Here is a 25534-nt window from a genome sequence, read left to right as displayed (position 1 = left end):
CCCCGTAGCTTCGTGGGCAGCGGCGGGATCCTGCTCACGGCGGATGTGTGGGGCGAGGCGTCCTCGCCACCTCTTGTCCTGCTGCACGGCGGCGGCCAGACGCGACACGCCTGGGATCGGACCGGCCCTCGACTGGCCACCCTGGGGTGGCAGGTCATCGCCCCCGACCTGCGTGGGCACGGCACCAGCGAATGGTCGGCCGATGGCGACTACGACCTCGACCTGTTCGCTGACGACGTCCGGGCGCTCGTCGCCGAACTCGGCGGCCGGCCGATACTCATTGGCGCCTCGCTCGGAGGCCTGGGTTCGCTGCTCGCCGCCGGAGAGGCACCCAGAGCGGCGATTCGCGCTCTGGTGCTTGTCGACGTCGCCCATCGACCGGATCCCCGCGGGTTTCGCCGGATCGTCGAGTTCATGCGCCGCCGGCCGGACGGATTCGCCGACGTCGGGGAAGCGGCCGCGGCGGTCTCCGCCCACCTGCCGCATCGCCCACGCCCGGAGGACTCCGAAGGGATACGGAACAACCTGCGGCGCCACGGCGATCGCTGGGTCTGGCACTGGGACACCCGGATGCTGGACAGCTTCGAGGGCCGGATGGACCCGCCCGGCATGGCGGAGCGTCTCCTCGACGCCGCGCGCCACGCCGACGTGCCGATCCTGCTCGTCCGCGGCGGCATCAGCGACGTGGTGCGCGAAGACATCGCCGAGCAGTTCTGTGACCGGGTTCCCAACGCGCGGCGCGTCGAAGTGACCGGCGCGGGGCACATGGTGGCCGGCGATCGCAACGAGCACTTCATCGATGCGATCATCCCGTTCCTGGAAGAGATCGAGTCGGTGTAAGACTCGGCCGGTACCCCCGCGACATGACCAGCCCCTTCGACACGACCGCTCCCGCCCGTCAGCCTTCCTTTCAGATGCGCACCACCCTGTGCTGCGCGTAACATCCGACCGGCAAAACGTACACACGTTCCAATCGGGAGTATCGACCGTGCTCGAAAGATCGATGGCCGCACCGCTCGCGACGGCCTCCCGGCTGGCGTTCGCGTCAGCGGTGGTGGCGCTGGGGGGACTGGTGCTCGGGGCGTGCACGGTCGGCTCGAACGGCGGGGGGAAGGACGGGGCGCGCAAGCCGCCGGCCGTCAAGTCCAGGCAGGAGGCGTTGAGCTGGGCGGACCAGGTGCTCGGCCACGTGCGGCAGACGGCCGGGGGCCAGGGCAACACGGGCGTGCCGACCTATGGCTACTTCGCGTGCCAGGGTATGGGCGTGGCGGCGCCGGAGGCCCCCTACACGCTGAGCTCCGCCATCTACCTTGACGTCCCGGACGACCAGCGCATCGAGGTCGTCCGCAAGGTTAGGGACGCGCTCGGGGGCGAGGGGCTCAGGATCAGCGGATACGAGGAGTCCTCGGCTGGGGCTCCGTCCGCCGTTCCCACCGCCTCCTTCAGGGCCGACCATCTGGGCGACCGCGCGGTCGACCACTACACCGTTCTCCTGGAGAGCGCGAAGCCCGGAGAGGGAGTGTCCATCGTCGTCAACACCCCCTGCCTGATACCTCCGTCCGGCGCTTCGTCGCCCGCCCCGACAACCACCGCCTGATGCCCGTCTCTCTGGCCATCAGCGGCGTCGTGCGCCCACTCGTGCACCGCTTGGAGGGCGGTGTAGGGGCCGCTGCGGCAGGTCAGGACCAGCTGAGCCTTGGCCACGCCCTGCTGGTAGGCGTTCAGGGCACGCAGGATCAGTTCGGCTGCTTGACGGGGGTGGGGGGTGCATGACCGGACTCAGACATGCAGGGTGGGCCGGTAGATGAGCTCTTGGATGTTGCCGTCGAGCGTCCGGTTCTCGATCAGCTCCAGGTCGAAGTCGGCCGCACCCGCGAAGATCGGGTCCAGTCCGGTCTGACCGGTGATCACGGGGAAGAGCGTCACCTGCACGCGGTCGACCAGACCGGCGGCCATCAGCGCCCGGTTCAACGACAGGCTGCCGTGCGAGCGCAACGGCACCTCGGAATCTTCCTTGAGCCGGGCGACGACGTCGACGGCGTCACCGTTCACGACGGTCGCATCCGGCCAGTCGAGCGGTCCTTCCAGAGTCGTCGACACCACCGTTGCCGGCAGGTTCCTCATCCGAGTGACCCATGGGTCACGCACATCGGACTCCTCGGTACTCGAGGCCAGCATCTGCGCGAATGCCCGATAGGTGTTGGCCCCGAAGACCATCCGCTGCTCCGGGCCGTACAAGGCAAGGCGGTGGTCGAGCAACTCGGGGCCCTGCTTGCCCCAGTAGCCGGTCCAGTTGGCGCTGGCGGCGCCGTAGCCGTCAAGGCTGGAAAAGACGTCGAAGGTGTAGGTGACGGTCATGCTGCTCTCCTCGAGGACCGTTGATCGGGTGTGAAAGTACAGACTGGAAATCACGGCGAAACTCATCGCCGTTGGTCCCGTGGGCCCCTGGGTCCTGGGTCCTGGGTCCTGGGTCCTGGGACCCTGGACCGCTGGAGTCCGCCCGCCCGGGATGAGGCCTCAGGGACCGGCGAGCGCAGGGTCCACGTTGAGCCCAGCCCAGGTGCCGCCTCGATGTCCCCCGGCCGTTGAACTCGGAGGACCCGTACGGCTCCAGCGCGTCAGACGTCGACCCGGGGGCGCTCCGACGTGACCTAGGCATTCGACAGGTGCCATGAGAAAGCCGTCAGGCCGGGGGACGTTGAAGCGTTCCTCGTCTGTGACGATCATCAAAAAGTCGGGCCTGTGTGTCACACCATCACGTCCTTGGGTCTGGTGAACCCACCGGATCACGTCCGATGACAGAGGGCGGACAGTGTGGGCGCTATCTGCCTGATGTGCTGCTGCGTGGAAGCGACCCTAGGCGCGCGTCGCCGCTCCCTCCGGTCGGGACACGGCGACAGGCGCCCATCCGAGTGAGCGGCGTCAAGGCAATGGAGCAGTGCGGCGGCCCGCGCCCGTGATGGCCGCGAAACCGCGCCGCCTTGAACAGAGGCTCCCTCAAAGCTTGTCAGTGGCCGCGGCTAGATTTGCCCTATGAGTTCTTCCCTCAGCGTCTATCTGCTCGACGTGGCCGCTACCCGCGCCCTGGTCGGATCTCGCGACGACCAGTTGCTCGAGGTCATCCGCAACAGGTTCGCGGACGACCTGGCCGGCGACGACGACTACTTCAGCCACGAGATCGAGCGAGGCGCCCCCACGGCCTACGAGGCACAGCGCGCGGTCGTGCACGGCGGGCCCTTCAGCGACGACAAGAGCCACGCCTTCCAATACGGCTACGCCTACAAGCGGCTGTGCTCGCTCACCGGATCCTTCCTGGACAACTCCTGTTTCACCCCGCACCGGGGCGCTTGGCTGTCGGTGGTCGACCAGGGCCTGGAGGCCCTGGGCATCACCGCCGTGTCCGTGGACGCCTTTGGCTACAGCGATCTGCCCGCTTCCCTGCCCTCCACGCACATCCCCGGCTGCGGCGAGTGGACACCCGATCGCATCGCGCAGGCGCTGGAGCAGTTCGAGGCCACCAAGCGGGCGGCCGACGAGTCAGGACACGCCCCGCCGCTGGACCCCGACGTCGTGGAAGCCGTCATGCAGTGCCTCGACTGGATGCGGAACGCGGCGGCGCGGCCCGGGTTCGGCCTGATCGGCTTCCGCTCCTGACCGCACGCCTCGATGAGGTCGCCCGGGATGCTTGCCTGGACGGCTGCGGCGGCGGTGCGGCGGCGGGCGAGATTTCCCGAGATCCAGTAGCCGGCGACCATCACGGCGATGACAGCGATGGTTTCGGTGGTGCCCCACACCCAGGTGGACGCACTGACCTCCTTGGCGGGGAGCTTGGGCAGGTGGTCCAACGCGGCCGTGGAGTGCTTGGCCGCCGTCCGCTTTGGATGCGTCGTGGGCGAGGTCGGTGAGCACGGCCGGCACGGCCAGGACCCCGAGCACGACCGCTGCGCGGGACAGGCGCACGGTCATCGCGGCGAGTGTGTCCGTTCCGATCCGGCGGGCGACGGGGCCCGCGGACACCAGCGCAGGTGGCTCTTCGCCGGCTCGGGAGGGCCGTCGCCCGTGGCGACGGAGTGGGGGTGACCATTCAGGGCTCAGCGCTCGCGAGCGCTGATGTCGGCGAGCAGACACTGACGTGGCCTCTCCCCCTAACGGGACCGGAAGCTGCTGGAACAGTGACTCCTTGTTCTCTGGCGGCCCCACCCAGGACGACCATGCCCTCCACCTACGACAGAAGGCCACCCGAGCCCGCGCCCGCGCAACGGGCCGTACGCTTCCCGGCCGCCTGCCCGACCAGGAAGTCGCTTCTTATGGCAACCCCTAGGGTCGCTCTATGACGTGGAGCGAGGCGGAGTACCTCGAGTGTCTGCAGGAGGAGCGGCGTTGCTACGCGTGGGTGATGCAGCGACACGGCAATCTGACAATGCCGGAAGCCTCGGCAGCGGCCTTGGAGCACTACCCCTACGAGCCGATCGATGCTCCGTACCGCGGACTTGCCTTTCATGACGAGGCATGGCACTGGGCGATGCTCACGATTCACGGAGCCCGGTACTGGATGGAGCATCCTGAGCTCGCTCAACCGTCTGCTGAGTACCGGGCTCTTGGGTGAACCTCATGGCGGTTCGTCGACGGTCCCCGCTACCTGATCGACGGGGTCGACTACCAGGCCACGTGGCATCCGGGCAGATGAAGCCGCCATTGATCATTGGGTGTTGCGGGGACCATCAGAGATCAGGCGATGGATCCGGACATCAGCGCGGATTCCTCTCGCCGGCAAGAGTGCAACCGAGAGGCTGTGAAGACGACTTCATGGTGGACATGGCCCGGCCCGCATGAATCAACGGACACGCGAGCGACTGCCTGTCCTATGCATTCTGCGAGCTGCGGTGGCACCCGTTGGTGGCCGGCCTGTTCCGGGTGCCGTCGAATACTCGGCTGCGGGTGAACCAGATCACACCTAGGCTTCCGTGCGAGGGGCTGCCAAGGCACCGTGTCGACAGCGGTCAGTCCGCCGATCGGAGATGCGCAGAGGTATGACTTGTCAACTGTTCGCGATCTGCTTCGATGCGCAGCAGCCGCTGCGCATCTCACGGTTCTGGTCGGGGGTCCTGGGTTGGGAGATGGTCGACGACCCGCACGACGGCGTCTCCCTCCTGCCCAGTGATGACACCGGGTTCCGCATCCGCTTTCTTCCGACCCAGGAGTCGAAGGTCGGCCAGAACCGGATGCACTTCGATCTGACCAGTACATCCTTGGAGGACCAGCAGCAGACGGTGGCCAGGTCGCTGGAACTTGGGGCGCATCATATCGACGTCGGCCAACGCCCGGAGGAGGGTCATGTGGTGCTCGCCGACCCCGAAGGCAACGAGTTCTGCGTCATCGCACCGGGCAACAAATTCCTTGCCGACTGCGGATTCGTCGGAGCGCTGGCCTGCGACGGTTCGCAGGAAGTCGGATACTTCTGGAGCAAAGCGCTGGGATGGCCGTTGGTCTGGGACCAGGACCAGGAAACCGCGATTCGCTCGCCGCACGGCGGTCCAAAGATCACGTGGGGTGGTCCACCGCTGGCTCCGAAGACCGGCAAGAACCGGCTGCAGTTCGATGTCGCTCCACCCCTCCACGGTGATCAGCAGGCAGAGGTCGACCGTCTGCTCTCCCTCGGGGCGACTCGAATCGACACCGGCCAGGACAACGTCAGCTGGGTGATGCTGGCCGATCCCGACGGCAACGAGTTCTGTGTGTTGGCGCCCCGGTAGCGCGGCCAGGGTCCAGCTCCTGGAGCCGTCGACTCCTGACGGCGCCCGGGGAGCTGGACTGGTCGGCGTGGCCCAGCCGGTCTGCCGCTACGGTACGTTCCACGCGGAGATGACCGGCTGCTCGCCCTCGGTGGCCAGGAAGCTGAGAGTGCCTGGATGAGGGTGGCCGAGCAGTCGGCTGGCTGATGCGTCGAGGCCGAGCCAGCGCACGGTGAGCACACGCGCCAGATGACCGTGGGCGACGACGGCGACGTCGCCGTCGCCCAACAGCGGCCGGATCCGGTCCAGTACGGCGTCCGTGCGTGCGGCCACCTGCTGGAGCTGCTCGCCAGGATGGGCGGCGTCGCCGGGTATCACGCCGTCCCGCCACAGGTCCCAGCCCGGCCTTGTCTCCTGGATCTGCGCCGCGCTCAGGCCCTCGTAGCCGCCGTAGTCCCACTCCGTCAGGTCGGGGTCGGGCCTGACACCGATCAGGCCCGCCAACTCAGCCGTCCGCATAGCGCGGCTCAGCGGGCTGCTGAACACCGCGACCAGATGGCGCCGGGCCAACCTCGGAGCGAGCGCCTTGGCTGCGGCCTCGCCGGCGTCGGTCAGTGGAATGTCGGTGCGGCCGGCGTGCTGGCCCGACAGACTCCATTCGGTCTGGCCGTGCCTGATCAAGATCAGTTCACCCATGGCCGTGCAGGCTACCTGAGGACGCGATTCTCCCGCGTCTACTCACCAAATGAGATGACTTCTCAGTTCAGAGAAACCCGCATTGAGCCACACGGCCCGGGTTTCGACCGCCGCGCACCACTTCATCGAAAGCCCCCGCCAGGAAGCAAGTGGGGCCCGGGGATGCTGCGTTCAGGCAGAAACAGTCCATGGACGCTGTGTCCATGGCTACTGGTCTCCGGGCCCCATGGTCCTTGCTCCGGTCAGCCGGCGCTCTTGGGGCTGGGGAGCGGGTTTTCCGGCGCGAACGCCGCGGCAATCTGCGAGGCGATCGCCGCGGCGTTGTTGACGTCCGGTGAGTCGGGGCCCTTGGTGGCGGAGACGGAGATGGCCAGGCGCTTGCTCGGCAGGTAGGCCTGGATGGCCGCATACCCGGAGAAGGACGGGTTCTGGACGATCCAGCCGTTCTCCACCAGGACGGTGAAACCGAAGTGCAGCGCCTCGGTGTTGTGGAGGCACACCGTCGACGGGCAGGTCTTGGTGGGACCGCCGAGGCCGACCGTGCCCGGATCGAGCTGGGTCCGGAAACTGCTCGGCGAGAGCAGTTCTCCGGTGCCGATGGCCTGCGCCGAGCGGGTCATGTCGCAAATGTTGCTGGTGATCACGGCGCCCCGCACCGTCGTCCACGACGGGTTCCAGAAGGTGGACTCCTCGTAGGTGCCGCGCTCCGAGGTGAAGGCGTGCAGCACCGGCGCCGGGATCTCGGGCGTGACGTTGTTCTGCGTGTTGTGCAGCCCGAGCGGGCCCATCACGCGCTGCTCCAGCAGCTTGTCCAGCGGGGTGCCGGTGATCCGCTCCAGGGCCTGGCCGAGCAGCACGAAGTTGGCGTGCGAGTAGCTCCAGTTGGTGCCCGGCGCGTACCAGAGCGGGTGGCTGAAGGGGTAGGCGAGCACGTCGTCGGCGGTCCATTGGCGGAACGGGTGGGCTCCGAGCTCGGCGAGGAAAGCCGGGTCGGTGACGTAGTCGTGCAGACCCGAGGTGCTGGAGCCGAGCATCCGCAGGGTGATCTGGTCGGCGTGCGGCACATCCGGCAGCCAGCGCGAGATCGGGTCGTCGAGGCTCACCACGTGCTCGTCCACCAGCTGCAGCAGCGCGGTGCCCATGAAGGCGATGCCTACCGAACCGGCCCGGAAGTGCATGTCCGGCTCGGCCGGTACGCCCGTCATGGACTCGCCGAGCGCGGAGGTGATGACGTCACGACCGCCGACGGCGACCTTGAGGATCACCGAGTTGAGGCCGTACTGCTTCTTGCCCTGCTTGGCGATGTCCAGGATTCTTTTGGCCGGCCCGTAGTGGGGCTCCGGGGAGCGGACGCAGGCGTCCGGGCTGTGCGGGCCGCCCGACAGGGCGACGGCGCCCGTGGTGGCCGGAAGACTTGCGGCGATCATGGTGGCGGCAACGAGAGCCAGGGCCACTCTGGTGCGTGTCATGCCGCACTATGTGCGGACGAAACAAGATCAAACCAGGCAGGACACTCAGCGCGGTCCTCCGTTCGGCGGACACCCGCCACGCCCGTAGGCGCTCCTCGGCAGCCCGGCCGCCGCCCGCCCGAAAACCCCTGGTGGGCGCCGACCCGATGCGGGCATGGAGTACGCGCGGATGCACTGGATCGGCAAGACCCCCTGAGCCGTGCGGGCCCGGTCATTGGACTGGGGCCCGCGGTTGCCCATCGGTGGCGGCAGTGGTTCGCGCGGCGGCTACGACCGGGGGCCGGAGCGCTGCGACCAGCGGGTGGACAGCGCCTGCCCCAGGGCCAGCACACTCAGGCCGAACATCAGGACGCCCAGGGGGACATGGAGCGACGGCCGGTGCGTGACGCCCAGCACCACCTGCACCGAGGCCAGTCCGAGGAAGCCGGATGCGTACAGGATGGGGCGGGGCGCCCCGCCGCCCGGCCGCCACGCCAGGATGGCGGCGAGCACGTACAACATCGATGCGCCGTACATCACGCGCGCTCCGGCGCTGTGCAGCGCCTCGCCGTGGGACGAGGACAGCAGCATTCCGGCGGTGACCGCCTGGAAGAAGATGGCCAAGGTCTGCAGGGCGATCGCGACCTGCACGAACGTGACTCTGCCCTGTACTGCCGTCGTCTGTGTGGCCATGACGCGGTCCCCTCTTCTGCCTCGCGGCGGTGGATCAGTAGTGTCTCGGTAGTCCGACGACGCGGGTCCGCGAATTGTGAGGCGAAGCGCCGACCTCACAGTCCGGTGCGGTGTTTCGTCGAAGTCCCGAGGGCGGAAGCGGACGAGAAGAACCGATGAGCGGAAGCAGGGAGCGGTCGCGGCGATGAGCACCCCATCCGAGCGAGGGCATGCTCGGCCCGAGCCAGGGCATGGTCGGTCCGAGCCAGGGCTGAGCGTCATCGTCGGCGAGCGGCGCCAGCTGATCAATCTCGCTTACCGGCTGCTCGGTTCACTGGCCGAGGCCGAAGACGCCGTGCAGGAGACCTACGCCCGTTGGTACGCGATGTCGCGGCAACAGCAGGAGGCCATCGAGTCGCCCGGCGCCTGGCTGACGACGGTGGCCAGCCGCATCTGCCTGGACATGCTCAGCTCGGCGCGGGTCCGGCGCGAGCGCTATGTCGGTGAATGGATACCCGAGCCGTTGCCCGACCGTTCGGAATGGTGCAGTGGGCGGGCGGGCGGCGGCAGGGCCGAGCCGACCGACCCCGCCGACCAGGTCACCCTGGACGAGTCGGTGAACATGGCCTTCCTCGTCGTACTGGAGGCGATGACGCCGGCCGAACGCGTCGCGTTCATCCTGCACGACGTCTTCCGGTACCCCTTCGCCGAGGTCGCCGAGATCCTCGGCCGGACGCCCGCGGCCTGCCGGCAGTTGGCTTCCTCGGCCCGTCGACGTATTCCCGCCGCGCAGGCGGCTCCGGCGGCTCCGGCAGCAGGGCAAGCCGGTCTGGTACGGCATTTCAAGGAGGCATGGCAGGCCAAGGACATCAGGGCCCTCGTCGACCTCCTCGACCCCGACGCCACGATGATCGCCGACGGCGGCGGCCTGGTCGGCGCCGTCCTCCGCCCGGTCGAGGGCAGCGAGCGCATCGCCCAGTACCTGATCCACATCGCCGGTAAGGCTCCCGGGCTGACGCTCCTGGAGCGGACGGTCAACGGCCTGCCCGGCCTGGTCGCCCAACACGCGGGCAACACCGTGACCGTTGCAGCGTTCAGCCTCACCGACGGCCGCATCACTCGCATCTGGGCGGTCCGCAACCCGGAAAAGCTCCGTCGGTGGACCGAAACCGGACAGAGCTGACCCGACGCCAGGCTGGCGCTCTGACCGCATAGGTTTGCCGGGTTGCCGATCCTGTTGAGCATCGAACCCTCGGTTGTGTCCGGGTGACCGTGTGACCGTGTGGAAACTCATTCGACTCATACAGCCGACCCACTTATCGTGCCTGCCGTGCAGATCACCACGATCGATTCACAGCAACGGTCCTACGGCCAGGGGTCCCGGAAGACAACGACGGTCACGTCCCGGATGACTTCGACGGCCAGTGCCGGCTGGCCTGGCACAACGTACTGTCCGTGCTGGAAGCAGCGGACATGACAGTGAGCAGTTTGGCGAAGGTCACCGTCTTTCTGTCCGACCGGCGCTACCGGGAGGCCAACGCCCGGAGCCGCCATGAAGTCCTCGGCGGCCACAGTCCCGCCCTGACCTCGGCATCTCGCGCAAGGTCCTGCTGGCCGGTCGCGTCGGCGCAAGCGTCGCCGGCCGTGACACCTACGAGGACTCCGACCGGTTCGGCGACGACGGGACCCCGCACCCGGCAGCGCCGCTGTTCGTCCTCAGCCACCGGCCGGCGCCGCAGATGGCCGACCGGCAGACGCTGATCACGACCGGGCCGGCGGACGCCGTTGCGGCCGCCCGGGACGCCGCCGAGGGCAAGGACGTCGCCCTCATGGGTGGAGTCCTGGTGACCGAAGCCCTGAAGGCGGGGCTGGTCGACGAGCTGATCCTGCACCAGGTGCCCGTCTTGCTCGGCGCCGGCCGCCCCTACTTCCACAGCCTCCCCGAGCACATCCAGCTGCGCTTGCTGGAGGCCGTCCCGGCGCCCGGGGTGACCCACCTCCACTACGAGGTCGTCCGATGATCCTCGTCACCGGCGGGCTGGGCATGATCGGCGCCCACACCGCCCGCGCGCTCGTCGACCTCGGACACGAGGTCGTCGTCACCGCGCACCGCCGGAGCGAGGTCCCGGCAGGACGGCTCCGGCGACGACCCCTACCTCGACACCACCCGACTAACCCACGACACCGGCTTCGCGCCGACCTTCGACGTCGCCACGGCGGTCGCCGACTACGTCGCATGGCGCGCCGACAACCCCCGCTGAAGGAGCACCCACATGCTTGACCCCGACATCCGCCGTGTACTCGACGGTACTTCGATAGCCCACCTCGCCAGCGTCCTCCCGGACGGCGCTCCGCACTGCGTTCCCGTCTGGATCGGCACCGAAGGCGGCCAGGTCGTGATCCTCACCGGGCCGGGCAGCCGCAAGGCGAGCAACCTGCGGCGCGACCCACGGATCGCGCTCTCCCTGACGCCGACCGACAACCCGTTCGAGCCCGTTGTCGTCCGTGGACGAGTCGTCGACTGGCTCGAGGGCGATGCGGCCTGGACGATCATCGATCGAATCTTCACGAAGTACACCGGTGCGCCCTACCCCCGCGGGCAAGAGCGCGTCGTGGCCGTGATCGAGCCCGAGCGACAGACGATCGGTGTCGGCTGAGCACGTCCGAGTCCATCCCGGAGAGAACATGTCCGCCGAACAGCCAAGACACCGACGGCATTGACGACGGCTTCACGGCGCAGATCAGCTGACCCGACTGACCGGCTGACCGGCTGTCCGGCTGAGGGCGAGCACGGACGAAGACGCGAACCAGGTCCGCCCGCACTGCGAGGTTGTGCCGGAATGGTCCCTTTGTGGACGGAAGCCTCCCTGATGTGCGGCTCACCGCTACTCTCCGAAGGGGTGGAGGGGGTGGGCTGTTGAGCGACGCAGGCGATGTCATCGGTGGGCGCTTCGAGCTGCTGGAGCGGCTCGGCGCCGGCGGGATGGGAACGGTGTGGCGCGCCAGGGACATGACCTTGCATCGCCAGGTCGCGCTCAAGGAGGTCCTGACGGCGGACCTCCCGGCCACCGATCCTGTCCTGCGCGAGCGGGTCCTGCGCGAGGCGCGGGCGCTCGCGCGGCTCAGCCATCCACATGTGGTGACGATTCATCAAGTCGTGCAGGACGGGCCCTATCCGTGGCTGGTCATGGAGCTGGTGCCAGGGCCCTCATTGCAGGAGGTCATCGCCACCGCTCCGCTCGTGCCGCACTTCGCGGCCGGGATCGGCCGGAACGTCTTGGCGGCCCTGCGAGCCGCGCACGCGGTGGGCATCCACCACCGGGACGTGAAGCCGGCGAATGTCCTCCTGCGCGCGGACGGGCAGGCCGTCCTCACCGATTTCGGTATCGCTGCCGTGCAGGACGCCACGGCGCTGACCCTGACCGGCCACCTCATCGGAACTCCCGAATACATGGCCCCCGAACGGATCCGCGGCGAGGAGGGCAATCCAGCCTCTGACCTGTGGTCGCTGGGCATGCTGCTCTATGTTGCGGTTGAGGGCGTCAACCCATTGCGACGTTCCAACACGTTGGCCACCCTCGCCGCCGTTCTCGACGAACCGGTACCGCCGCCCCTGCGGGCTGGGCCGCTGGGGCTCGTACTGGCCGAACTCCTGGTGAAGGACGCCGGTATGAGGCCGGACGCATCTCGGTTGGATGCGATGCTTGCCCAGGCCGCAGCGGCCACGCCGAGCTCGGTGCCGGCGCACCCGCCGACGCAAATCGATGCCCTTCGACCAGCATCCGCGATCCGACGGAGGCGGCCCGAAGTCCTCGCCGCCGTAGCCGTCACCGTCATCGCGGCGCTCGTGGGCGTCCTGCTGTTCGCACTGCGGGACCGCCAACCCGGGGGCGCCGATGGTCAGGCGCCGCCTGCCTCCTTGGCCACCAGCGCAAGCGCCACCCCGAGCACAAGCGGAAGACAAGCCACGGCCACCACCCCCACCCTGCCGACAAGCGTCGGGGCGCCGGAGCGCACGACCGACCCAGCACCAACCACCGCGACCGCCGACAACCGTCCAGCCGGAGAGGCGTCTGCCGACACCTGGATAGCCCAACTGTGGTCGGAGCCGATCGCTTCGGGGCCGGCTGCCCGTGACCGACAGCTGGCGATCGTACGCCGCCAGGTCCCGGAGGCCGTAGTACTGCGCAGCGACGACTTCGCCTCGCTCCGGGCAGGCTACTGGGTCGTCTACGCTCCCGGGCCCTACGCGAACGGGAGCGCGGCCGTGGCGTTCTGCGCAGAGCGCGGCCGCACAACGCCGAACCAGTGCGTGGGCCGATACCTCAGCCATCGTGCGGCCGACATCGTCTACATCTGCCGCCCCGCCGGAGCCGGCACCACGGCCGGCGCCTGCCGCCGCCCCTGACACCACCCCTGACGCCGCATGCTCCTGCTCACGGCGAGCATCGGCCTGGCCGGCCTGGTGGTGGAAGGGGTGGTGCAGTCAGCGGTGGGTGAGGTTCGTGTCGAGGCGATGCCGAGGCCAAGCGCCCCGGCGTGGCTCGACCTCCTTCGACGGGCGCACCGCTTCGTTTCGCGCTCCGCGTCATAGCGCGGCGAAAACGGGTAGCCGACACCAACGGAGGCATCCGGTTGCGTAGCCCGTGGGTGACGATGGGATCGGCGGCCATACGTACCCCGCGCTCGCCGCCGTAGGCACGCTCCGGAAGACGGCGGGCCACGACGTCGACCCACAGAGATCGTGGCCACAGCCCAACAAGGCGACGGAATGCTGGGTGAGGGCCTGCGGGCGTGGCAGGGTGGGTTTCATGTGTGGCCGATACGTCTCCACCCGCAGCCCGCAGGCCCTGGCTCCTCTGTTCCAGGTCACCAATTGGAATCCCGAACAGATCCTCGCGCCGAGCTGGAATGTCGCTCCGACAGATGACGTGTGGGCGGTGCTGGAGCGCGCCGATCACGATAGCGGGGAGCTGGTGCGGCAGCTGCGGCCGCTGCGCTGGGGCCTGGTGCCGTCCTGGGCCAAGAGCCTGGGCGTCGGCGCGAAGATGATCAACGCCAGGATGGAGACGGTGCACGAGAAGCCGGCCTACCGTCGCGCGTTCGCCAAGCGGCGCTGCCTGCTGCCGGCGGACGGCTTCTACGAGTGGCAGGCCGTTCCGGCGACGGACAGCACGAAGGCGCACAAGCAGCCGTACTTCATCACCCCCGAGGACGGGGCGGTGATGGCGATGGCCGGGCTGTACGAGTTCTGGCGCGACCCGGAGGTCGCGGAGGACGATGACCCTGCGGCGTGGTGGATGACCTGCACCATCATCACCACCGACGCCACCGACGCGGCCGGGCGGATCCACCCGCGCATGCCCCTGGCCATCGCCCCGGCCGACCACGAGGCCTGGCTCGACCCCACCCACCAGGACCCCCACGAGCTCCGGGCGCTGCTGGCCGCTCCCGCCGACGGACACCTCGACACCCGGGCGGTGTCCACCGCAGTCAACAGCGTCCGCAACAACGGACCGCAGCTACTCGACGCCCCACCGGAGGACCCCGGCACCTAGCCGGTCGATAGGTGGCGTTGCCGGCACAGCGCTGTCCACACTTCCGTGCCGGACAACGTGACCGCACCTATCGGGTTCGGGAGCAGTGCGGATCGGCCTTCCCCCATGGTCGCCGACGCCGGGACCACCAACGTGGTGGCGGGGATACTGCGGCCCATCCAGCGTCACCGCACAGGGGCGTGACGCACAATGCCGTGCGTGATTCGCGGGCGGTTCAGGATTGCCAGTCGGTGTAGCGGGTGGCGGCGAGGTGGGCGTCCTTGTCGGTGAGGACGTCGCCCTTGACGGCGCCGAACATGCCGGCGGTGGGGTCGGTGACGACGGTGCGGGGGTCGCCCTTGTGGGCCAGGGTGATCCGGCCCAGCTCGTCCAGGGCGAAGATCTCGGGGCCGGCGATGTTGCGGATGCCTCCCAGCGGGGCGCCCATGGCGACCTTCGCCACCGCGTCGGCCACGTCCTTGGCGGCGATGGGCTGGATGGGCGTGGCGGGCAGCCGGACGGTGTCTCCGTCGGTGGTCCAGGACAAGACGGCGTCCATGAACTCCATGAACTGCGTTGCGCGGACTATCGAGTAGGGGATCGGTCCGGAGGCGAGGATGTCCTCCTGGAGTGCCTTGGCCCGGTAGTAGTCCAGGTCCGGCACCTGGTCCACGCCGACGATCGAGAGAATGACGAAGTGGCCGACGCCGCCCTTCTTCGCCGCGGCCAGAAGGTTGTCCATCGAGGTCTGGAAGAAGGCCGGGGAGGCTTCGTCGAAGGTCGGTGAGTTCGTCAGGTTGACGATGACGTCGGCTCCCGCCACCGCCTCGTCCAGTCCCTGGCCGCTGATGACGTCGACTCCCGAGGACGGCGAGTGCGGCACCGCCTCGTGCCCGGCGGCGTTCAGATTCCTGACGACCTGCGACCCGATCAGCCCGGTACCGCCGATGACCGCGAACTTCATGACAATGCCTTTCGTGAGGAGTGTGCCCGCAAGGGCATGCGACCCCCTGCGGACGCCACATGCCCTAAACTCGGACATGTTCTATCCGAGACTATACTCGGACGTATGTTGTCCGAGTCAAGAGCATCGTTAGAGTGACCGAGTGAAGATGTCCGGCGGAGTCGAGTGGGCCCTGCATTGCTGCGTCGTGCTCACGTCAGCCCAGGAACCTGTTCCCGCGACCCGGCTGGCGGAGCTGCACGACGTCTCGGCGAGCTATCTGGCCAAGCAACTGCAAGCGCTTTCTCGCGCCGGGCTCGTGCGTTCGGTACAGGGCAAGGCGGGCGGCTACGTGCTCACCCGGGAGCCCGCCTCGATCACGGTGCTCGATGTGGTCGAAGCGGTCGACGGTCCCGACCAGGCGTTCACCTGCACGGAGATCCGCCAGAGGGGTCCCCTGGCCACCCCGGCCGAGTCGTGCACCGTGCCGTGCGCGATCGCCCGCGCGATGACCGCGGCGGACGCCGCCTGGCGGTCGGCGTTGCAGGCCGTCACCATCGCCGATCTGGTCCAGAGCGTCGGCTCGGACTACGGCCCCGCCGCGATGGCCGGCATCGGCGCGTGGCTGAGCGCGCCGGACGCCTGAGGGCCCCGACTACAGGACTGCCTGCCGCGTCGCGTGATCCGAGTGCCAACATGCCGCCCCGCCGGCGCCGGCGGGGCGGCATCGGGCTGATGGACGTACTGCCGGGAAGGGTCACGACCGAGCCGCAATGTCGAGGATCCCCATCACCGGTGCTCACCCCGGCCTACGCCGACCGTCTCGATCCATCTGCACGTGATGAAGCACGACGCGATCACTCACTTCGGGCATGCCAAGTTGGCGGCGCAGCCCGGCGCCGGGCACTGTCCCTGGCTCGACGGCTCCACGGCTCCACGGCTCCACGGCTCCACGATTCGGCGTGGTTCACGCGGACACTGGCGCCCTTTCTTGGCTGAAGCCGTCGAGCAGCAGCTTCACGGCAACCGCCGCTCCGTCGGTGCGGAACATGCCGGCGACGGCCCTCGCTCGTGCGGGGGTCTCAGGGGACCCCCTTCCCTCGGTCGTCCGCTCTGGACGGACCCCGTCCCCGCGCAGCTGCGGCTGCACCGCGTTCGGTGATACCCGTCGGCCCAAGGTGATCGCCCAGGCGCCACACGCCATCTCACGAGCTCCTTTGGCGTGAGTGCAAGCGTCGCCGGCAGATCAGCGCGCATCCCAGGGTGACGAACCCTTCGTGGATGGCGTCACGTCTCCCCCCGGCGGATCCGCGGGCCCCGATGGCGGCCGAATTGCGGTACACCGACGCCGTGTGTCTGGTCGCGTACGACGATCAGGGCGACGTGGTGGCGGCGGTGACGGTGTGGTCGACCGGTCCGGGTAGGCCGGGGTTCGCCGGGCCAGGGAGTCTGCGGGCCTGGCGGAAAGCGTCTTCGCGCGGCGTCACCTCTGGTAGCCGGACTGAGGGGCGTACTGCCGCTGTGTCAGTGCTGTGAGGTAGGAAGGGAACATCAACAGGGCTGGCCAGAGGGGGGTTCAGGAATGGGACCACGGAATCGGCCGTTGCGGTCGTTCGAGCACGGGGGCGAAACGGACGCTTTCGCCGGCCTGACGGTGCCGTTGCGGGTCGCCGCGTCGCTGCTGGGGATCTCGACCTACACGCTCGACAAGCTGATAGCCGACGGCGTGTTCGTCGTCGAGCGTGAGGACGGTTCGTCGCAACGGCTCATCGCTCTGCCGCGGGTCCTGGCGGTCCGCCGCTGGATGCTCGATGATCACGTCGCACGCTGAGGCAGTGCCTCGCCGCGGACCGGTGCGGGGAGGCGGCCAGGAGGTCACTGGCAACCTGCCGTCCACGGCCTGTAGCCGGCCCGACTTGATCAACACGGTCCGGCAGCTAGGAGAGGTCCCGACATCCGGAGCTGGAAGAGGTGACATCTGGAGTCACCGATGCACCGGATAACGCAAATGGAGCACCCTGTCGCCTTGGATGACCACGTCGGGATCCGCGAGCATCAGGTGGCCGTTGGCGAGCGTCCCGAAGTACGGCTTCCCCCGGCCGAAGACAACCGGCACGAGGTCGATCGCCACGTGGTCGATGAGCCCCAGCGACAGCGCCTGCCCGCCGACCTCACCCGCGCCCACACCGATCTCGCCCTCGCCGGCCAACTCCTGTGCTCGGGCGATTCCCTCCTCCACCGAGGTGGTGAAGTGGTACGACGCCTCGGGGTGCCAGCCCGCCGGCCGCGGGCGGTGAGACACGACCACGACGTGGTCGCTCGCCGGCGGGTGGCCCTCCCAGCCGTTGGTCAGGTCGAATTGGTGCCGCCCGATAACCAGGACCTTCTGGCGCGACCACATGCCGCGCACGTAGTCGGCCGAGGCCGCTGAGACCCGGAACGGCGCACCGTGAACATCGGCATGGTCTTCGTCGACGAGGGGATGGTCGCCCTTGAAATACCAGTCGTGGAGCGGCCCCACGTCGTCGCGCTCATCGGCAATGTAGCCGTCCAGTGAGGCCACTGCGTGCAGGTACGTCCTGCCCATGCCAACTCCTCCTTCCGACACGAGTCATCACCAGTCTCCCCCGAACCGTCCGACCGGCAACCGCGTTCCTGGCGCACGTCGCTGAAGTCAGGGGCCGGATAGCGTGCACGAGCGGCCTCAGCGCAGTCGGCGTGCGCGCAGGACCAGGTCGTCGGTGTGGTGGGCGCCGGCGCCGCCGTCGGGTGCAAGGCGTGGGCGCTGCTCGTCGACCTCCACCTCCCAGTCGTCGTCAAGCATCGCGGCCACCATCTGGGGCCAGACGTAGTCGGCCGGGTCGAAGCCGCTGTCGTCCGCGTGCTGGGTGTCCATCCCCGCGTGGTGCACGAGCAGCAGTGTGCCGCCGGGTGCGACGGCCGCGAGCAGCGCTCGCTCGGCTGCGGCGTCGGGGGTGCGCAGCAGCGCCGGGTACTGCGCGGAGACCAGGTCGAAGGAGGCCGGCGGGAGGGCCGCGTGCGCCATTTCGGCGTGCACCCAGTGAATGGCGAGGCCTGCATCCCGCGCGTGCCCGGCCGCCCGCTCCAGCGCCACGCTCGAGACCTCGAGCGCGGTGACGTGCCAGCCGCCGCGCGCGAGCCAGAGCGCGTCCGCGCCCTCGCCGCAGCCGACGTCGAGCACCCGCCCGGGTGTGAGCCCGGCGACCTCGGCCACGAGTGCACCGTTGGGCCGGCCGCTCCACAGCTGCTGCCGGTCGGCGTACCGGTTGTCCCACTCCTCCCGCACCTCAGGGTCTCCGACGTATCCGTCGGCGGGCCGGGGAGCGTCGGACGCGGGCGATCCTGCTGCAATGTTTTCGGTCACGGGCCCACCGTCGCCCATCGCGTCCCGGCCACGCCACTCCTGTTGCCGATCCGGCAATATTCTGAAGATCCGGACAGCGGATCCTGCGCCGTGCCGGGATCACCTGGTCAGCAAAAGCCTCATGCGTTGAGCGAGAGGATGTGTCCGGCCCCGGTGGACAGGTCGGGCAACCGGCGTCACAACGTCGACCAGCGGCTCACCCAGCGCCAGAGACCTCAATGATCTTTCCGTTCTCATCGACGGTGTGGGTGTCCCAGTAGGTGTCCCACTCGTCGCCGACATGCTCAGGGACCTTCCCCTGCGGGAAACGAACGTAACCTTTCGGCGGCTCCTCGTTGTTGGACACGCAGGCGCGACCGGTGTTGCCCACAGACAGGACCGGGTACTCGCCACCGCCGCAGATTGCCGATCCGGACGAGCAGCCGGTCAGCATCACCAAGGTCAGACAGGCCAGGGCGACGCCCCCCAGCACGGACCGCAGCAATCGACTGTCGCCCGCAGGCGACACGGTATGGACTCGGCCGGCGATACGCACAGTTGGCTTCCCTCGGATGAGTTGGTACGACCAGCCTGCCCGCAGGCGTGAAGGCAAATCATGAGTACAGATACTCAGCTTGACGGCCGGGGCGGTCCCTGCCGGCTCGGGACACAGCCGCGAACCGTAACCCTCCGGTTCGCACGGACCGCGGCTCACGAGTTCCCCCGCGATGGGGACGGGGAGCAAACCGGGCGATGGTGTGCCGGCACCACGGCCGGCCGCTCGTGGTGCCACCACGGCCGGTCGCCGTCCTGGCAAGATGGCGACATGGAACGTGTGCTTGGAATCGGTGGTTACTTCATGCGGGCCGCCGACCCGGCGGCCCTGGGCGCGTGGTATCGCGATTGCTTGGGCCTGGACGCCGAGGAGAACGGCCTGTGGCGTCAGGGGGCCGGGATGACGGTGTTCGCGACATTCGAGTCCGAGACCGACTACTTCGGCTCCCGCGCCCAGCAGACCATGCTCAACTTCCGGGTCCGCGACCTGGATGCGATGCTCGCGCAATTGCGCGCCAAAGGAGCGGACGTCGCTCAAGAGACGCAGGACATGGAGGGTGTCGGTCGGTTCGGCTGGGTCACCGATCCTGAGGGCAACCGGGTCGAGCTGTGGCAGCCGGCCTGACCGCGCGTTCACGCAGGCGGTGACGCGCCATCGGCCTGGGGGCCCGGCCGGGCCCCCAGGCCTTCCTTCACTCGCTGCGCAGCACCTCGGCGATGGTCAGCCGGGCGGCTGACCGGGCCGGCAGCAGCGCACCGAGGTCGGCGATCAGCATTCCCGCCAGGCTGAGCGCGGCCAGCACCGGGGGCGACCAGATGTGCAACATGTAGCCGGGAAGTTCGACCCTGCTCGCCCTGAAGGAGAGCGGCACGATCAGCTGGTAGGCAAGGAAGCCGAGGGGCATGCCGAGCAGTCCGCCGACCAGGCCCACCCCGGCCATCGAGGTCACCATCATCGAGGCCACCTGACGTGGCGTCATCCCGATGGACGTGAGCACGCCCAGGTCGCGGCGGCGCTCGCGGGTGTTGAGCACCACGGTGTTGGGGCCGGGTGCTGGGCTGGGCCGTGGCGGTGCCGGTCTCGGACCGTCACGAGTCGGGCGGTCCGTCCCTGCGCGGGCCTTGGCGTAGGGATTGAATGGTTTCTAGCGTACGTGGCGACGGCACGCCTGCTGCTGGACGAGTTCTACGCGCCCTCGTGGATCTGCGCGGCCGCCAGCCCGGCTACGCCGTGTCCTTGGTCAAGGCAGCGGTCCGGATCCGCGGTCGCGAAACAGGCGGTGTTCGTGCGCCGCTTCTGGATCCGGCACCCGAAGACCTCGAACTTCTGGAGCAGCTCCTGAACCACGGGCTGCAGCTCGTGGCCGCCTGAGCTGTGTGCGCTGTGCCCGTAGGGCATGGAGCGCCGGTGCGCGGGACGGCCGGGGGCCCGAACGGGGCCCCCGGCCGACGGGTCGGGAGATTACGCGTGTGCGGCATGACGCGGACGACGGACTGGTGGTTCGGGGTGGGTCGGCGGCGAGCAGCCGAGTCAGGGTGCGGTGTGCGCGTTCGTCGAGCTCCGGGTCGGGTGAGGCACGGCGCTGAGGCCCGGCGCTTCGGGCAGCCGCACGCCTGCGCTGCCGACGCCGGGGATCAGCTGCAGCCGGTCGGCCGCGCTGTCGTACGCGACCGGGTCGCCCGGCCGCTGGAAGTGCACGGCGATCCTGCCGTCGGCTCGGTAGGTGTCGAGTCCGGCCCGGCAGTAGGCCACCATCGGCGCCGGCAGGGCGTCGAGCGGATACCAGTCCATCGCGTCGCACACGGCGGGTTCCCTGACCTGAGGCGTTCCTTGCCACCGCCGGACCTCGAAGAAGAGACCGATGCGGGCGCTCCCGCCGGGGCTGCGGTGGTGCACGCTGGCAACAGCGCACACGTCGGCGGGGGCGATGAGCACACCGGTCTCCTCCTCCGCCTCGCGGAGCAGCGCGGTGACGACGTCCTCGTGCGGTCCGTCCAGGTGACCCGACGGAAGATGCCAGAGTCCGGCGGCGTACACCGCTCCTGCCCTGCGGGACAGCAGCACCTCCGGCCCGCCGGCACTGTCGCGGCGCAGGATCAGGTGGACATCGAGCGGCTCGGTGTGCCGCTCCCCCGCGCTCACTTCTCGCCCTCGGGCAGGCCGTCCTGCTTCGTGCGGCTGGGTCGGCCCATGGGGGCACCAACACCGGGTGGGGACGACAGCAGCGGCACGAAAGTGAGCTGTTGCCGTTCGAATGCGGCGGGATCATGCACAGGAGTGAGCACAGGAATCATGGCGGCCTCCAGATGGGAGTGTGGGGTACTGGTGCTCCAAGAACGGCCCCACAGAGGGCTCGTAACGGGTGAGCCGGAACGCGATTGCCGGTGGGAGCAGCGACGAGCTGTGCCGATCACCGGGGCGGCCTCGGAAACCCCGTGACTCCGAACGAGTGGACTCGTAGGAACACGTACCGGACAGGGACCTCCACCCGAGGCCCGGATGGTGACGTTGCCACCTGAATCCCTGACCTGGAAGAAGCACCCCCCATGCGACGTACCCCCTCCCGGCGCCTGTTCACCGCAGCGCTCCTCGTGGCGTCCGTGCTCGCCCCGATGGCAGCGACTCCCGCCGCGGCCGTCCACGCCGCGAGCACCGACAGGTACGACAAGGAGGACTGCCCGCCGGGAGGTCTCGGTCCGGCGCTGACCGCCCGGCTGGACAAGGCCATCGAGGGCGTTCGCCGGCAGGCCGGCATCCCCGGTGTCGTCGTCGGACTGTGGATGCCGGGCAAGGGAAGCTACGTTCGCGCGACCGGTGTCGCCGACAAGGTCACCCGCAAGCCGATGACCACCGATCTGTTCACGCGGATCGGCAGCGAGACCAAGACCTTCACGGTCACCGCGCTGCTCAAGCTCGTCGACGACCATCGGATCGGGCTGGACGACCCGATCTCCGCCTACATCCACGGCGTGCCCAACGGTCACCGGATCACGCTGCGCCATCTCGCCGAGATGCGCAGCGGCCTGTTCCCGTACACCTCGGACCCGGACTTCATTCAGGCACTGGAGAGCGACCCCAGTCGCTCGTTCACCCCGCAGGAAGTGCTCGCGTACGGCTACAAGCACCCGAACACCTCCGCGCCGGGCACGACGTTCCAGTACTCCAACAGCAACTTCATCCTGCTCGGCCTGGTGATCGAGAAGGTCAGCGGCCAACGCCTCGTCGATTTCCTCCACCAGCGGGTGCTCCGCCCGGCCCACCTGCGCCACACTCTGCTCCCGAAGGGGGCCGAGTTCCCCGAGCCGCACGCGCGCGGTTACACCGATCAGACGCTGAGCGGCGAGGTCGAGGACTCCACGGACTGGAACCCCAGTTGGGGCTGGGCGGCCGGGGCGATGATCTCGGACCTGCACGACCTGCGTCGCTGGGCCGAAATCGTCGCCACCGGGACGCTGCTGAGCCCGCAGACCCAGCGAGAGCGGCTCAAGGTGCTGCCGACGGGCTTCCCCGGCACGAGCTACGGCCTGGGAATCTTCGACGCCAGCGGATGGATCGGGCACAACGGCTCCATTCCGGGCTACGAGAGCGTGACCGTCTATCTGCCCTCGAAGAAGGCCACCCTCGCGATCATGATCAACACGGACATCTTCTCCCAAGGCCAGGAGCCGTCCACGCTGCTCGCCCGGGCTATCACCGAGATCGTGACCCCGGACAACATCTACGACCGCCCGGTCCCCCCGCGCTAGTTGATCCGACCGCGGCGGTTCACCGGTTCCCGTAGCCAGAGGGCCGGGCCATTGTTCCTCACGAGCGGCATCGTCGATCAGGAGGGCCTCCGGCCGTCAGGGAAGCGCCGGCGGCTCAACTGTGGTTCCACGACGGCGGCGAGGAGCTGTTGTTGCTGGCCTTGGAGCCGAATAGGAGGAATCAGTGGCCGGTGCCCGGCGCCCGGCGCCCGCCGAACCGTTCGCGGTCCGGGCGTTCGGGTCCGCAGTCCTCCCACCGATGGCATGCTGCTCACCGCCCGCGCTACGAGCCGCGCCGATCGCGGCTGGCTCCACGAAGCCCTGGGCGAAGGCGCCTGACCGGGGGCGACTGAACCTCCCCCGGACCGATGACCGGAAGGATTGAGATGATCGCGGCCTGGTACGACGAACAGGGCCCCGCTGCGGACGTGTTGCACGTCGGCGAGGTGCCCGACCCCACCCCCGGTCCCGGGGAGGTCCGGGTCCGGGTAGCCGTGTCGTGTGTCAACCCAGGCGACACCAAGAAGCGGCGCGGCTGGCTCGGCTCGTCGATGCCGTACCCGAGGGTCATCCCGCACAGCGACGCTGCCGGCGTCATCGACGAAGTAGGCGACGGAGTCGCCGCCCGCCGTGTGGGCGAGCGGGTATGGGTCTACGGCGCCCAGTCCTACCGGGCCTTCGGCACCGCCGCCCAGTACACCGTCGTACCCGATCAGCAGGCCGTACGGCTCCCTGACCACCTCAGCGACGAACTGGGCGCGAGCCTCGGCATCCCGGGTGTCACCGCCCACCGCGCGGTGTTCGCGGATGGCCCGGTCGACGGCCGGCTGGTCCTCGTGCACGGTGTCCTCGGGGGCGTCGGCTCGCTGGCCGCCCAACTCGCCCGCTGGGGCGGCGCCACCATCATCGGCACCGTCCGGCGCAGCAGCGACCTGAACCACGTCGACGCGGCTGTGGTCTCCCACGCCGTCGCCCTGGACGCAGACGACCCGGCAGCGGCGATCCGCGCGTTCGCGCCGGGCGGCGTGCACCGCGTCGTCGAGGTGTCCCTGTCGGCCAACGCCGACCTGGACAACGCGGTCACCGCGCTCGACGGCGTCATCGCCGCGTACGGCACGCACGCCGACCGAGCCGAACTCCCTTTCTGGCCCTTGCTGTTCAACAACGTGACGGTGCGCCTGCTCGGCAGCGACGACTTTCCCGCAGCGGCAAAACGGCAGGCGGCCCGCGACCTCACCGCGGCGGCCGCGGTCGGCGCCCTCGGCGTTGATGTCGGAGAACGGTGGCCACTGGAGGACATCGCCAAGGCCCACGACCGGGTCGACGCGGGCGGGCGCGGCCGGGTGCTGGTCACCATCACGCGCTGACGAGAATCGGCCGCCCCAGCTGGACCCTGAGGAAGCGTGCAGCTCAAGAGCAGCCCGGCGGTGCGCCTGCGGTCCGGCCGTCGTCGACGAGCTGCACTCGGAACGGCCCACGGCGGGGGGCTACAGGAAGGCGTCCCGCCCCCAGGTCGGTCAGCAGGGCAGTCGGGTCGCTGTCGAGGCTCACCGTGCAGGGCTTGCCGTCGAGTTGTGCCTGGGCGAGGCCGCAGTCGAGCTCGAGTACGTCGCGCAGCCACGGGACCGCTGGGCGGGTGCGGCGCAGGTAGTCCGCGAACTCGAACGCCTCTTGCGAGGCGAAGAGGTGCGGTGGGCGGGCGCGCGTGTAGGCCTCGATGAGTTCGCGTACCCCGGCCTCGCCAAGGGTGAGAAGCAGCAGGCGCAGTGTGTAGCGGAGGGCGCCGGTCAAGGCGCTGCCACGGAACTCGGTGATGAGTTCGCGGAGCAGTCCGATCGCGGGATCCGCCGACAGTTGCCGTGCCAGCGGGGTGTCTGCCTCGCGCCCGATCGCCAGGCTACCGAGGGTGTGCTCCCACTCCTGCGGTGTCGGTGTGTCCTCGCAGTGGCCACCGGACTCGCCTGCGAGCCGCGGGGCGGGCAAAAGAGGCGGCAGCGCCAGGGAGTTGTCCGGCCACATCGAGCGCATCCGGTTCAGGAGCTCACGGACGGCCTGCGCGTCGAGCTCCGGTACGGCCGATGGAGTCACCTCGTACAGGACCGCTCGGAGCGACGGTAGGCGGGGCAGGACTCGTTCGGCGAGAGACATCAGGTCGTCGTCGGGGAGGCCGCAGTGGGCGTCAAGCCAGTAGCCGCGATGTGCGACGCCACCGGCGAGATGCACCTCCCACACTCGCTCCAGCGGCAGAGCGGCCAGCAGCTCATCCACGCTGCAACGGCCGTTTCGTTGGTTCGCGAGCACGTTGTGCAGATCGAGGAGCAGGCCGCAGCCGCTTCCTTCGACGACGCGGGAGATGAAATCGCCGTCCGGAAGCTCGTTCGGCCGTGGTTGGAGGTAGTTGGCGCCGATCTCCACCGCGAGCGGCACAGGAAGCGCATCTGCCATCGCCCGGATCGACCGGATGCTGTACTGGACACCGCTGGGCGTCTGGCAGGGCGGAAGCATGAAGCCGGTGTGGAAGCCCTGTTCACTGCCGCCGACCTGGTTGAACGCCAGGTGTTCGCTCACCCATGGCGTGGCGAGCTGCTCGGCGAGCTCCCCGAAGAGTGCGATGTGGCGGCGGTCGGGCAGTTGGCAACCCCCGACGGGGTTGCCAACTCCGTGCAGCAGCCGGGCGCCCGGTAGGTCCGCGAGCCGGCGCAGCGCCTCCTCGTCGGTCGACAGCACGCCGTCCGTCCGCTCCCGCCAGAAGGTCTGCGGTTCGATCTCGACGACGTCCAACAGGTCGGCGCACGCGTCGAGGATCCTGTCGAAACCGGGTACGTAGGTGAGTCCCACAC

The 25534-nt window shown here is 69.1% G+C and carries 29 protein-coding genes and 1 pseudogene; 18 read left to right on the top strand and 12 right to left on the bottom strand.

Features of this window, described 5'->3' with window-relative positions; genetic code table 11:
• Positions 1-12 precede the first annotated feature (12 nt).
• Positions 13-840, top strand: coding sequence for an alpha/beta fold hydrolase (locus AC07DC_RS16360; RefSeq protein ID WP_478915058.1), 828 nt, complete (start codon positions 13-15; stop codon positions 838-840).
• A gap of 148 nt (positions 841-988) precedes the next feature.
• Positions 989-1597: a hypothetical protein gene (locus tag AC07DC_RS16355; RefSeq protein ID WP_478915057.1), complete on the top strand. Its 609-nt coding sequence runs from the start codon at positions 989-991 to the stop codon at positions 1595-1597.
• A gap of 182 nt (positions 1598-1779) precedes the next feature.
• On the opposite strand, the gene AC07DC_RS16350 is transcribed toward AC07DC_RS16355, so the two are convergent.
• On the bottom strand, positions 1780-2358 hold the full coding sequence (locus AC07DC_RS16350) for a dihydrofolate reductase family protein (RefSeq protein WP_478915056.1): 579 nt from the start codon (positions 2356-2358) through the stop codon (positions 1780-1782).
• Between the two features lie 675 nt (positions 2359-3033).
• Here AC07DC_RS16350 and AC07DC_RS16345 point away from each other — a divergent pair.
• From AC07DC_RS16345 to AC07DC_RS16330, 4 genes are all read left to right on the top strand, one after another.
• A complete protein-coding gene (locus AC07DC_RS16345; RefSeq protein ID WP_478915055.1) occupies positions 3034-3654 on the top strand; it encodes a DUF7691 family protein in 621 nt (206 codons plus the stop codon).
• Positions 3655-3762: 108 nt separating this feature from the next.
• Positions 3763-4080 carry a hypothetical protein gene (locus AC07DC_RS16340; RefSeq protein WP_478915054.1) on the top strand — a complete coding sequence of 106 codons (318 nt, stop codon included), beginning with the start codon at positions 3763-3765 and terminating at the stop codon, positions 4078-4080.
• 250 nt (positions 4081-4330) lie between these two features.
• Positions 4331-4606, top strand: coding sequence for a hypothetical protein (locus AC07DC_RS16335; protein ID WP_478915053.1), 276 nt, complete (start codon positions 4331-4333; stop codon positions 4604-4606).
• A 424-nt stretch (positions 4607-5030) separates the two neighbouring features.
• Positions 5031-5753 carry a VOC family protein gene (locus AC07DC_RS16330; RefSeq protein WP_478915052.1) on the top strand — a complete coding sequence of 241 codons (723 nt, stop codon included), beginning with the start codon at positions 5031-5033 and terminating at the stop codon, positions 5751-5753.
• 87 nt (positions 5754-5840) lie between these two features.
• Here the strand turns inward: AC07DC_RS16330 and AC07DC_RS16325 are convergent, their stop codons facing one another.
• From AC07DC_RS16325 to AC07DC_RS16315, 3 genes are all read right to left on the bottom strand, one after another.
• A complete protein-coding gene (locus tag AC07DC_RS16325; protein WP_478915051.1) occupies positions 5841-6428 on the bottom strand; it encodes a histidine phosphatase family protein in 588 nt (195 codons plus the stop codon).
• Positions 6429-6670: 242 nt separating this feature from the next.
• On the bottom strand, positions 6671-7897 hold the full coding sequence (locus AC07DC_RS16320; protein ID WP_478915050.1) for a serine hydrolase domain-containing protein: 1227 nt from the start codon (positions 7895-7897) through the stop codon (positions 6671-6673).
• A gap of 267 nt (positions 7898-8164) precedes the next feature.
• Positions 8165-8569 (bottom strand): hypothetical protein, encoded by a 405-nt coding sequence (locus AC07DC_RS16315; RefSeq protein WP_478915049.1) that lies wholly within the window; start codon positions 8567-8569, stop codon positions 8165-8167.
• Positions 8570-8753: 184 nt separating this feature from the next.
• Here AC07DC_RS16315 and sigJ point away from each other — a divergent pair, with 184 nt between their 5' ends.
• The 7 genes and pseudogenes from sigJ to AC07DC_RS16280 all read left to right on the top strand — a co-directional run bounded on the left by sigJ (position 8754) and on the right by AC07DC_RS16280 (position 14106).
• Positions 8754-9731, top strand: coding sequence for an RNA polymerase sigma factor SigJ (gene sigJ, locus AC07DC_RS16310; protein ID WP_478915048.1), 978 nt, complete (start codon positions 8754-8756; stop codon positions 9729-9731).
• Between the two features lie 206 nt (positions 9732-9937).
• Positions 9938-10165: pseudogene (locus AC07DC_RS16305) on the top strand (RidA family protein); the annotation flags it as partial.
• Positions 10141-10569, top strand: coding sequence for a dihydrofolate reductase family protein (locus AC07DC_RS16300; RefSeq protein ID WP_478915148.1), 429 nt, complete (start codon positions 10141-10143; stop codon positions 10567-10569). The pseudogene AC07DC_RS16305 and the gene AC07DC_RS16300, both read left to right, overlap by 25 nt.
• Positions 10566-10829: an NAD-dependent epimerase/dehydratase family protein gene (locus tag AC07DC_RS16295; protein WP_478915047.1), complete on the top strand. Its 264-nt coding sequence runs from the start codon at positions 10566-10568 to the stop codon at positions 10827-10829. The genes AC07DC_RS16300 and AC07DC_RS16295 overlap by 4 nt, the downstream gene beginning before the upstream one ends.
• Positions 10822-11205, top strand: a complete 384-nt coding sequence (locus AC07DC_RS16290) for a PPOX class F420-dependent oxidoreductase (protein WP_478915046.1) — start codon at positions 10822-10824, stop codon at positions 11203-11205. The genes AC07DC_RS16295 and AC07DC_RS16290 overlap by 8 nt, the downstream gene beginning before the upstream one ends.
• 260 nt (positions 11206-11465) lie before the next feature.
• Positions 11466-12956, top strand: a complete 1491-nt coding sequence (locus tag AC07DC_RS16285) for a serine/threonine-protein kinase (protein WP_478915045.1) — start codon at positions 11466-11468, stop codon at positions 12954-12956.
• Between the two features lie 403 nt (positions 12957-13359).
• On the top strand, positions 13360-14106 hold the full coding sequence (locus AC07DC_RS16280) for an SOS response-associated peptidase (protein WP_478915044.1): 747 nt from the start codon (positions 13360-13362) through the stop codon (positions 14104-14106).
• Positions 14107-14320: 214 nt separating this feature from the next.
• On the opposite strand, the gene AC07DC_RS16275 is transcribed toward AC07DC_RS16280, so the two are convergent.
• Positions 14321-15049, bottom strand: coding sequence for an SDR family oxidoreductase (locus tag AC07DC_RS16275; protein ID WP_478915043.1), 729 nt, complete (start codon positions 15047-15049; stop codon positions 14321-14323).
• A 148-nt stretch (positions 15050-15197) separates the two neighbouring features.
• Between AC07DC_RS16275 and AC07DC_RS16270 the strand changes: the two genes are divergently transcribed.
• Both AC07DC_RS16270 and AC07DC_RS16265 read left to right on the top strand, forming a co-directional pair.
• Positions 15198-15674, top strand: coding sequence for an RrF2 family transcriptional regulator (locus AC07DC_RS16270; RefSeq protein ID WP_478915147.1), 477 nt, complete (start codon positions 15198-15200; stop codon positions 15672-15674).
• 957 nt (positions 15675-16631) lie between these two features.
• Positions 16632-16859, top strand: coding sequence for a hypothetical protein (locus AC07DC_RS16265; RefSeq protein WP_478915042.1), 228 nt, complete (start codon positions 16632-16634; stop codon positions 16857-16859).
• Between the two features lie 153 nt (positions 16860-17012).
• Here the strand turns inward: AC07DC_RS16265 and AC07DC_RS16260 are convergent, their stop codons facing one another.
• The 3 genes from AC07DC_RS16260 to AC07DC_RS16250 form a co-directional block, all read right to left on the bottom strand.
• Positions 17013-17615: a dihydrofolate reductase family protein gene (locus tag AC07DC_RS16260; protein WP_478915041.1), complete on the bottom strand. Its 603-nt coding sequence runs from the start codon at positions 17613-17615 to the stop codon at positions 17013-17015.
• Positions 17616-17732: 117 nt separating this feature from the next.
• The gene (locus AC07DC_RS16255; RefSeq protein WP_478915040.1) at positions 17733-18413 is read right to left on the bottom strand and encodes a class I SAM-dependent methyltransferase; all 681 of its coding nucleotides are present in this window, start codon (positions 18411-18413) and stop codon (positions 17733-17735) included.
• Positions 18414-18609: 196 nt separating this feature from the next.
• Positions 18610-18948 carry an SCO0607 family lipoprotein gene (locus AC07DC_RS16250; RefSeq protein ID WP_478915039.1) on the bottom strand — a complete coding sequence of 113 codons (339 nt, stop codon included), beginning with the start codon at positions 18946-18948 and terminating at the stop codon, positions 18610-18612.
• Positions 18949-19218: 270 nt separating this feature from the next.
• Here AC07DC_RS16250 and AC07DC_RS16245 point away from each other — a divergent pair, with 270 nt between their 5' ends.
• Positions 19219-19572 carry a VOC family protein gene (locus tag AC07DC_RS16245; RefSeq protein WP_478915038.1) on the top strand — a complete coding sequence of 118 codons (354 nt, stop codon included), beginning with the start codon at positions 19219-19221 and terminating at the stop codon, positions 19570-19572.
• A 67-nt stretch (positions 19573-19639) separates the two neighbouring features.
• Here the strand turns inward: AC07DC_RS16245 and AC07DC_RS16240 are convergent, their stop codons facing one another.
• From AC07DC_RS16240 to AC07DC_RS16230, 3 genes are all read right to left on the bottom strand, one after another.
• Positions 19640-19984 carry an FtsX-like permease family protein gene (locus AC07DC_RS16240; protein ID WP_478915037.1) on the bottom strand — a complete coding sequence of 115 codons (345 nt, stop codon included), beginning with the start codon at positions 19982-19984 and terminating at the stop codon, positions 19640-19642.
• Positions 19985-20133: 149 nt separating this feature from the next.
• Positions 20134-20346 (bottom strand): hypothetical protein, encoded by a 213-nt coding sequence (locus tag AC07DC_RS16235; protein ID WP_478915036.1) that lies wholly within the window; start codon positions 20344-20346, stop codon positions 20134-20136.
• Positions 20347-20478: 132 nt separating this feature from the next.
• Positions 20479-21090: an NUDIX hydrolase gene (locus AC07DC_RS16230; RefSeq protein WP_478915035.1), complete on the bottom strand. Its 612-nt coding sequence runs from the start codon at positions 21088-21090 to the stop codon at positions 20479-20481.
• Between the two features lie 404 nt (positions 21091-21494).
• On the opposite strand from AC07DC_RS16230, the gene AC07DC_RS16225 reads away from it, so the two are divergent.
• Both AC07DC_RS16225 and AC07DC_RS16220 read left to right on the top strand, forming a co-directional pair.
• Positions 21495-22694, top strand: a complete 1200-nt coding sequence (locus AC07DC_RS16225; protein ID WP_478915034.1) for a serine hydrolase domain-containing protein — start codon at positions 21495-21497, stop codon at positions 22692-22694.
• Between the two features lie 386 nt (positions 22695-23080).
• Positions 23081-24061 carry an NADPH:quinone reductase gene (locus tag AC07DC_RS16220; protein WP_478915146.1) on the top strand — a complete coding sequence of 327 codons (981 nt, stop codon included), beginning with the start codon at positions 23081-23083 and terminating at the stop codon, positions 24059-24061.
• Between the two features lie 43 nt (positions 24062-24104).
• Here the strand turns inward: AC07DC_RS16220 and AC07DC_RS16215 are convergent, their stop codons facing one another.
• Complete coding sequence (locus AC07DC_RS16215; protein ID WP_478915033.1) at positions 24105-25532, bottom strand: MbnB/TglH/ChrH family RiPP precursor modification enzyme; 1428 nt, start codon at positions 25530-25532, stop codon at positions 24105-24107.
• Between the last annotated feature and the right edge of the window lie 2 nt (positions 25533-25534).

This window comes from Streptomyces sp. NPDC045021 (genome assembly GCF_056432645.1).
The sequence above is the reverse complement of the archived record's forward strand: the minus strand, read 5'-3'. Positions and strand labels throughout refer to the sequence as shown.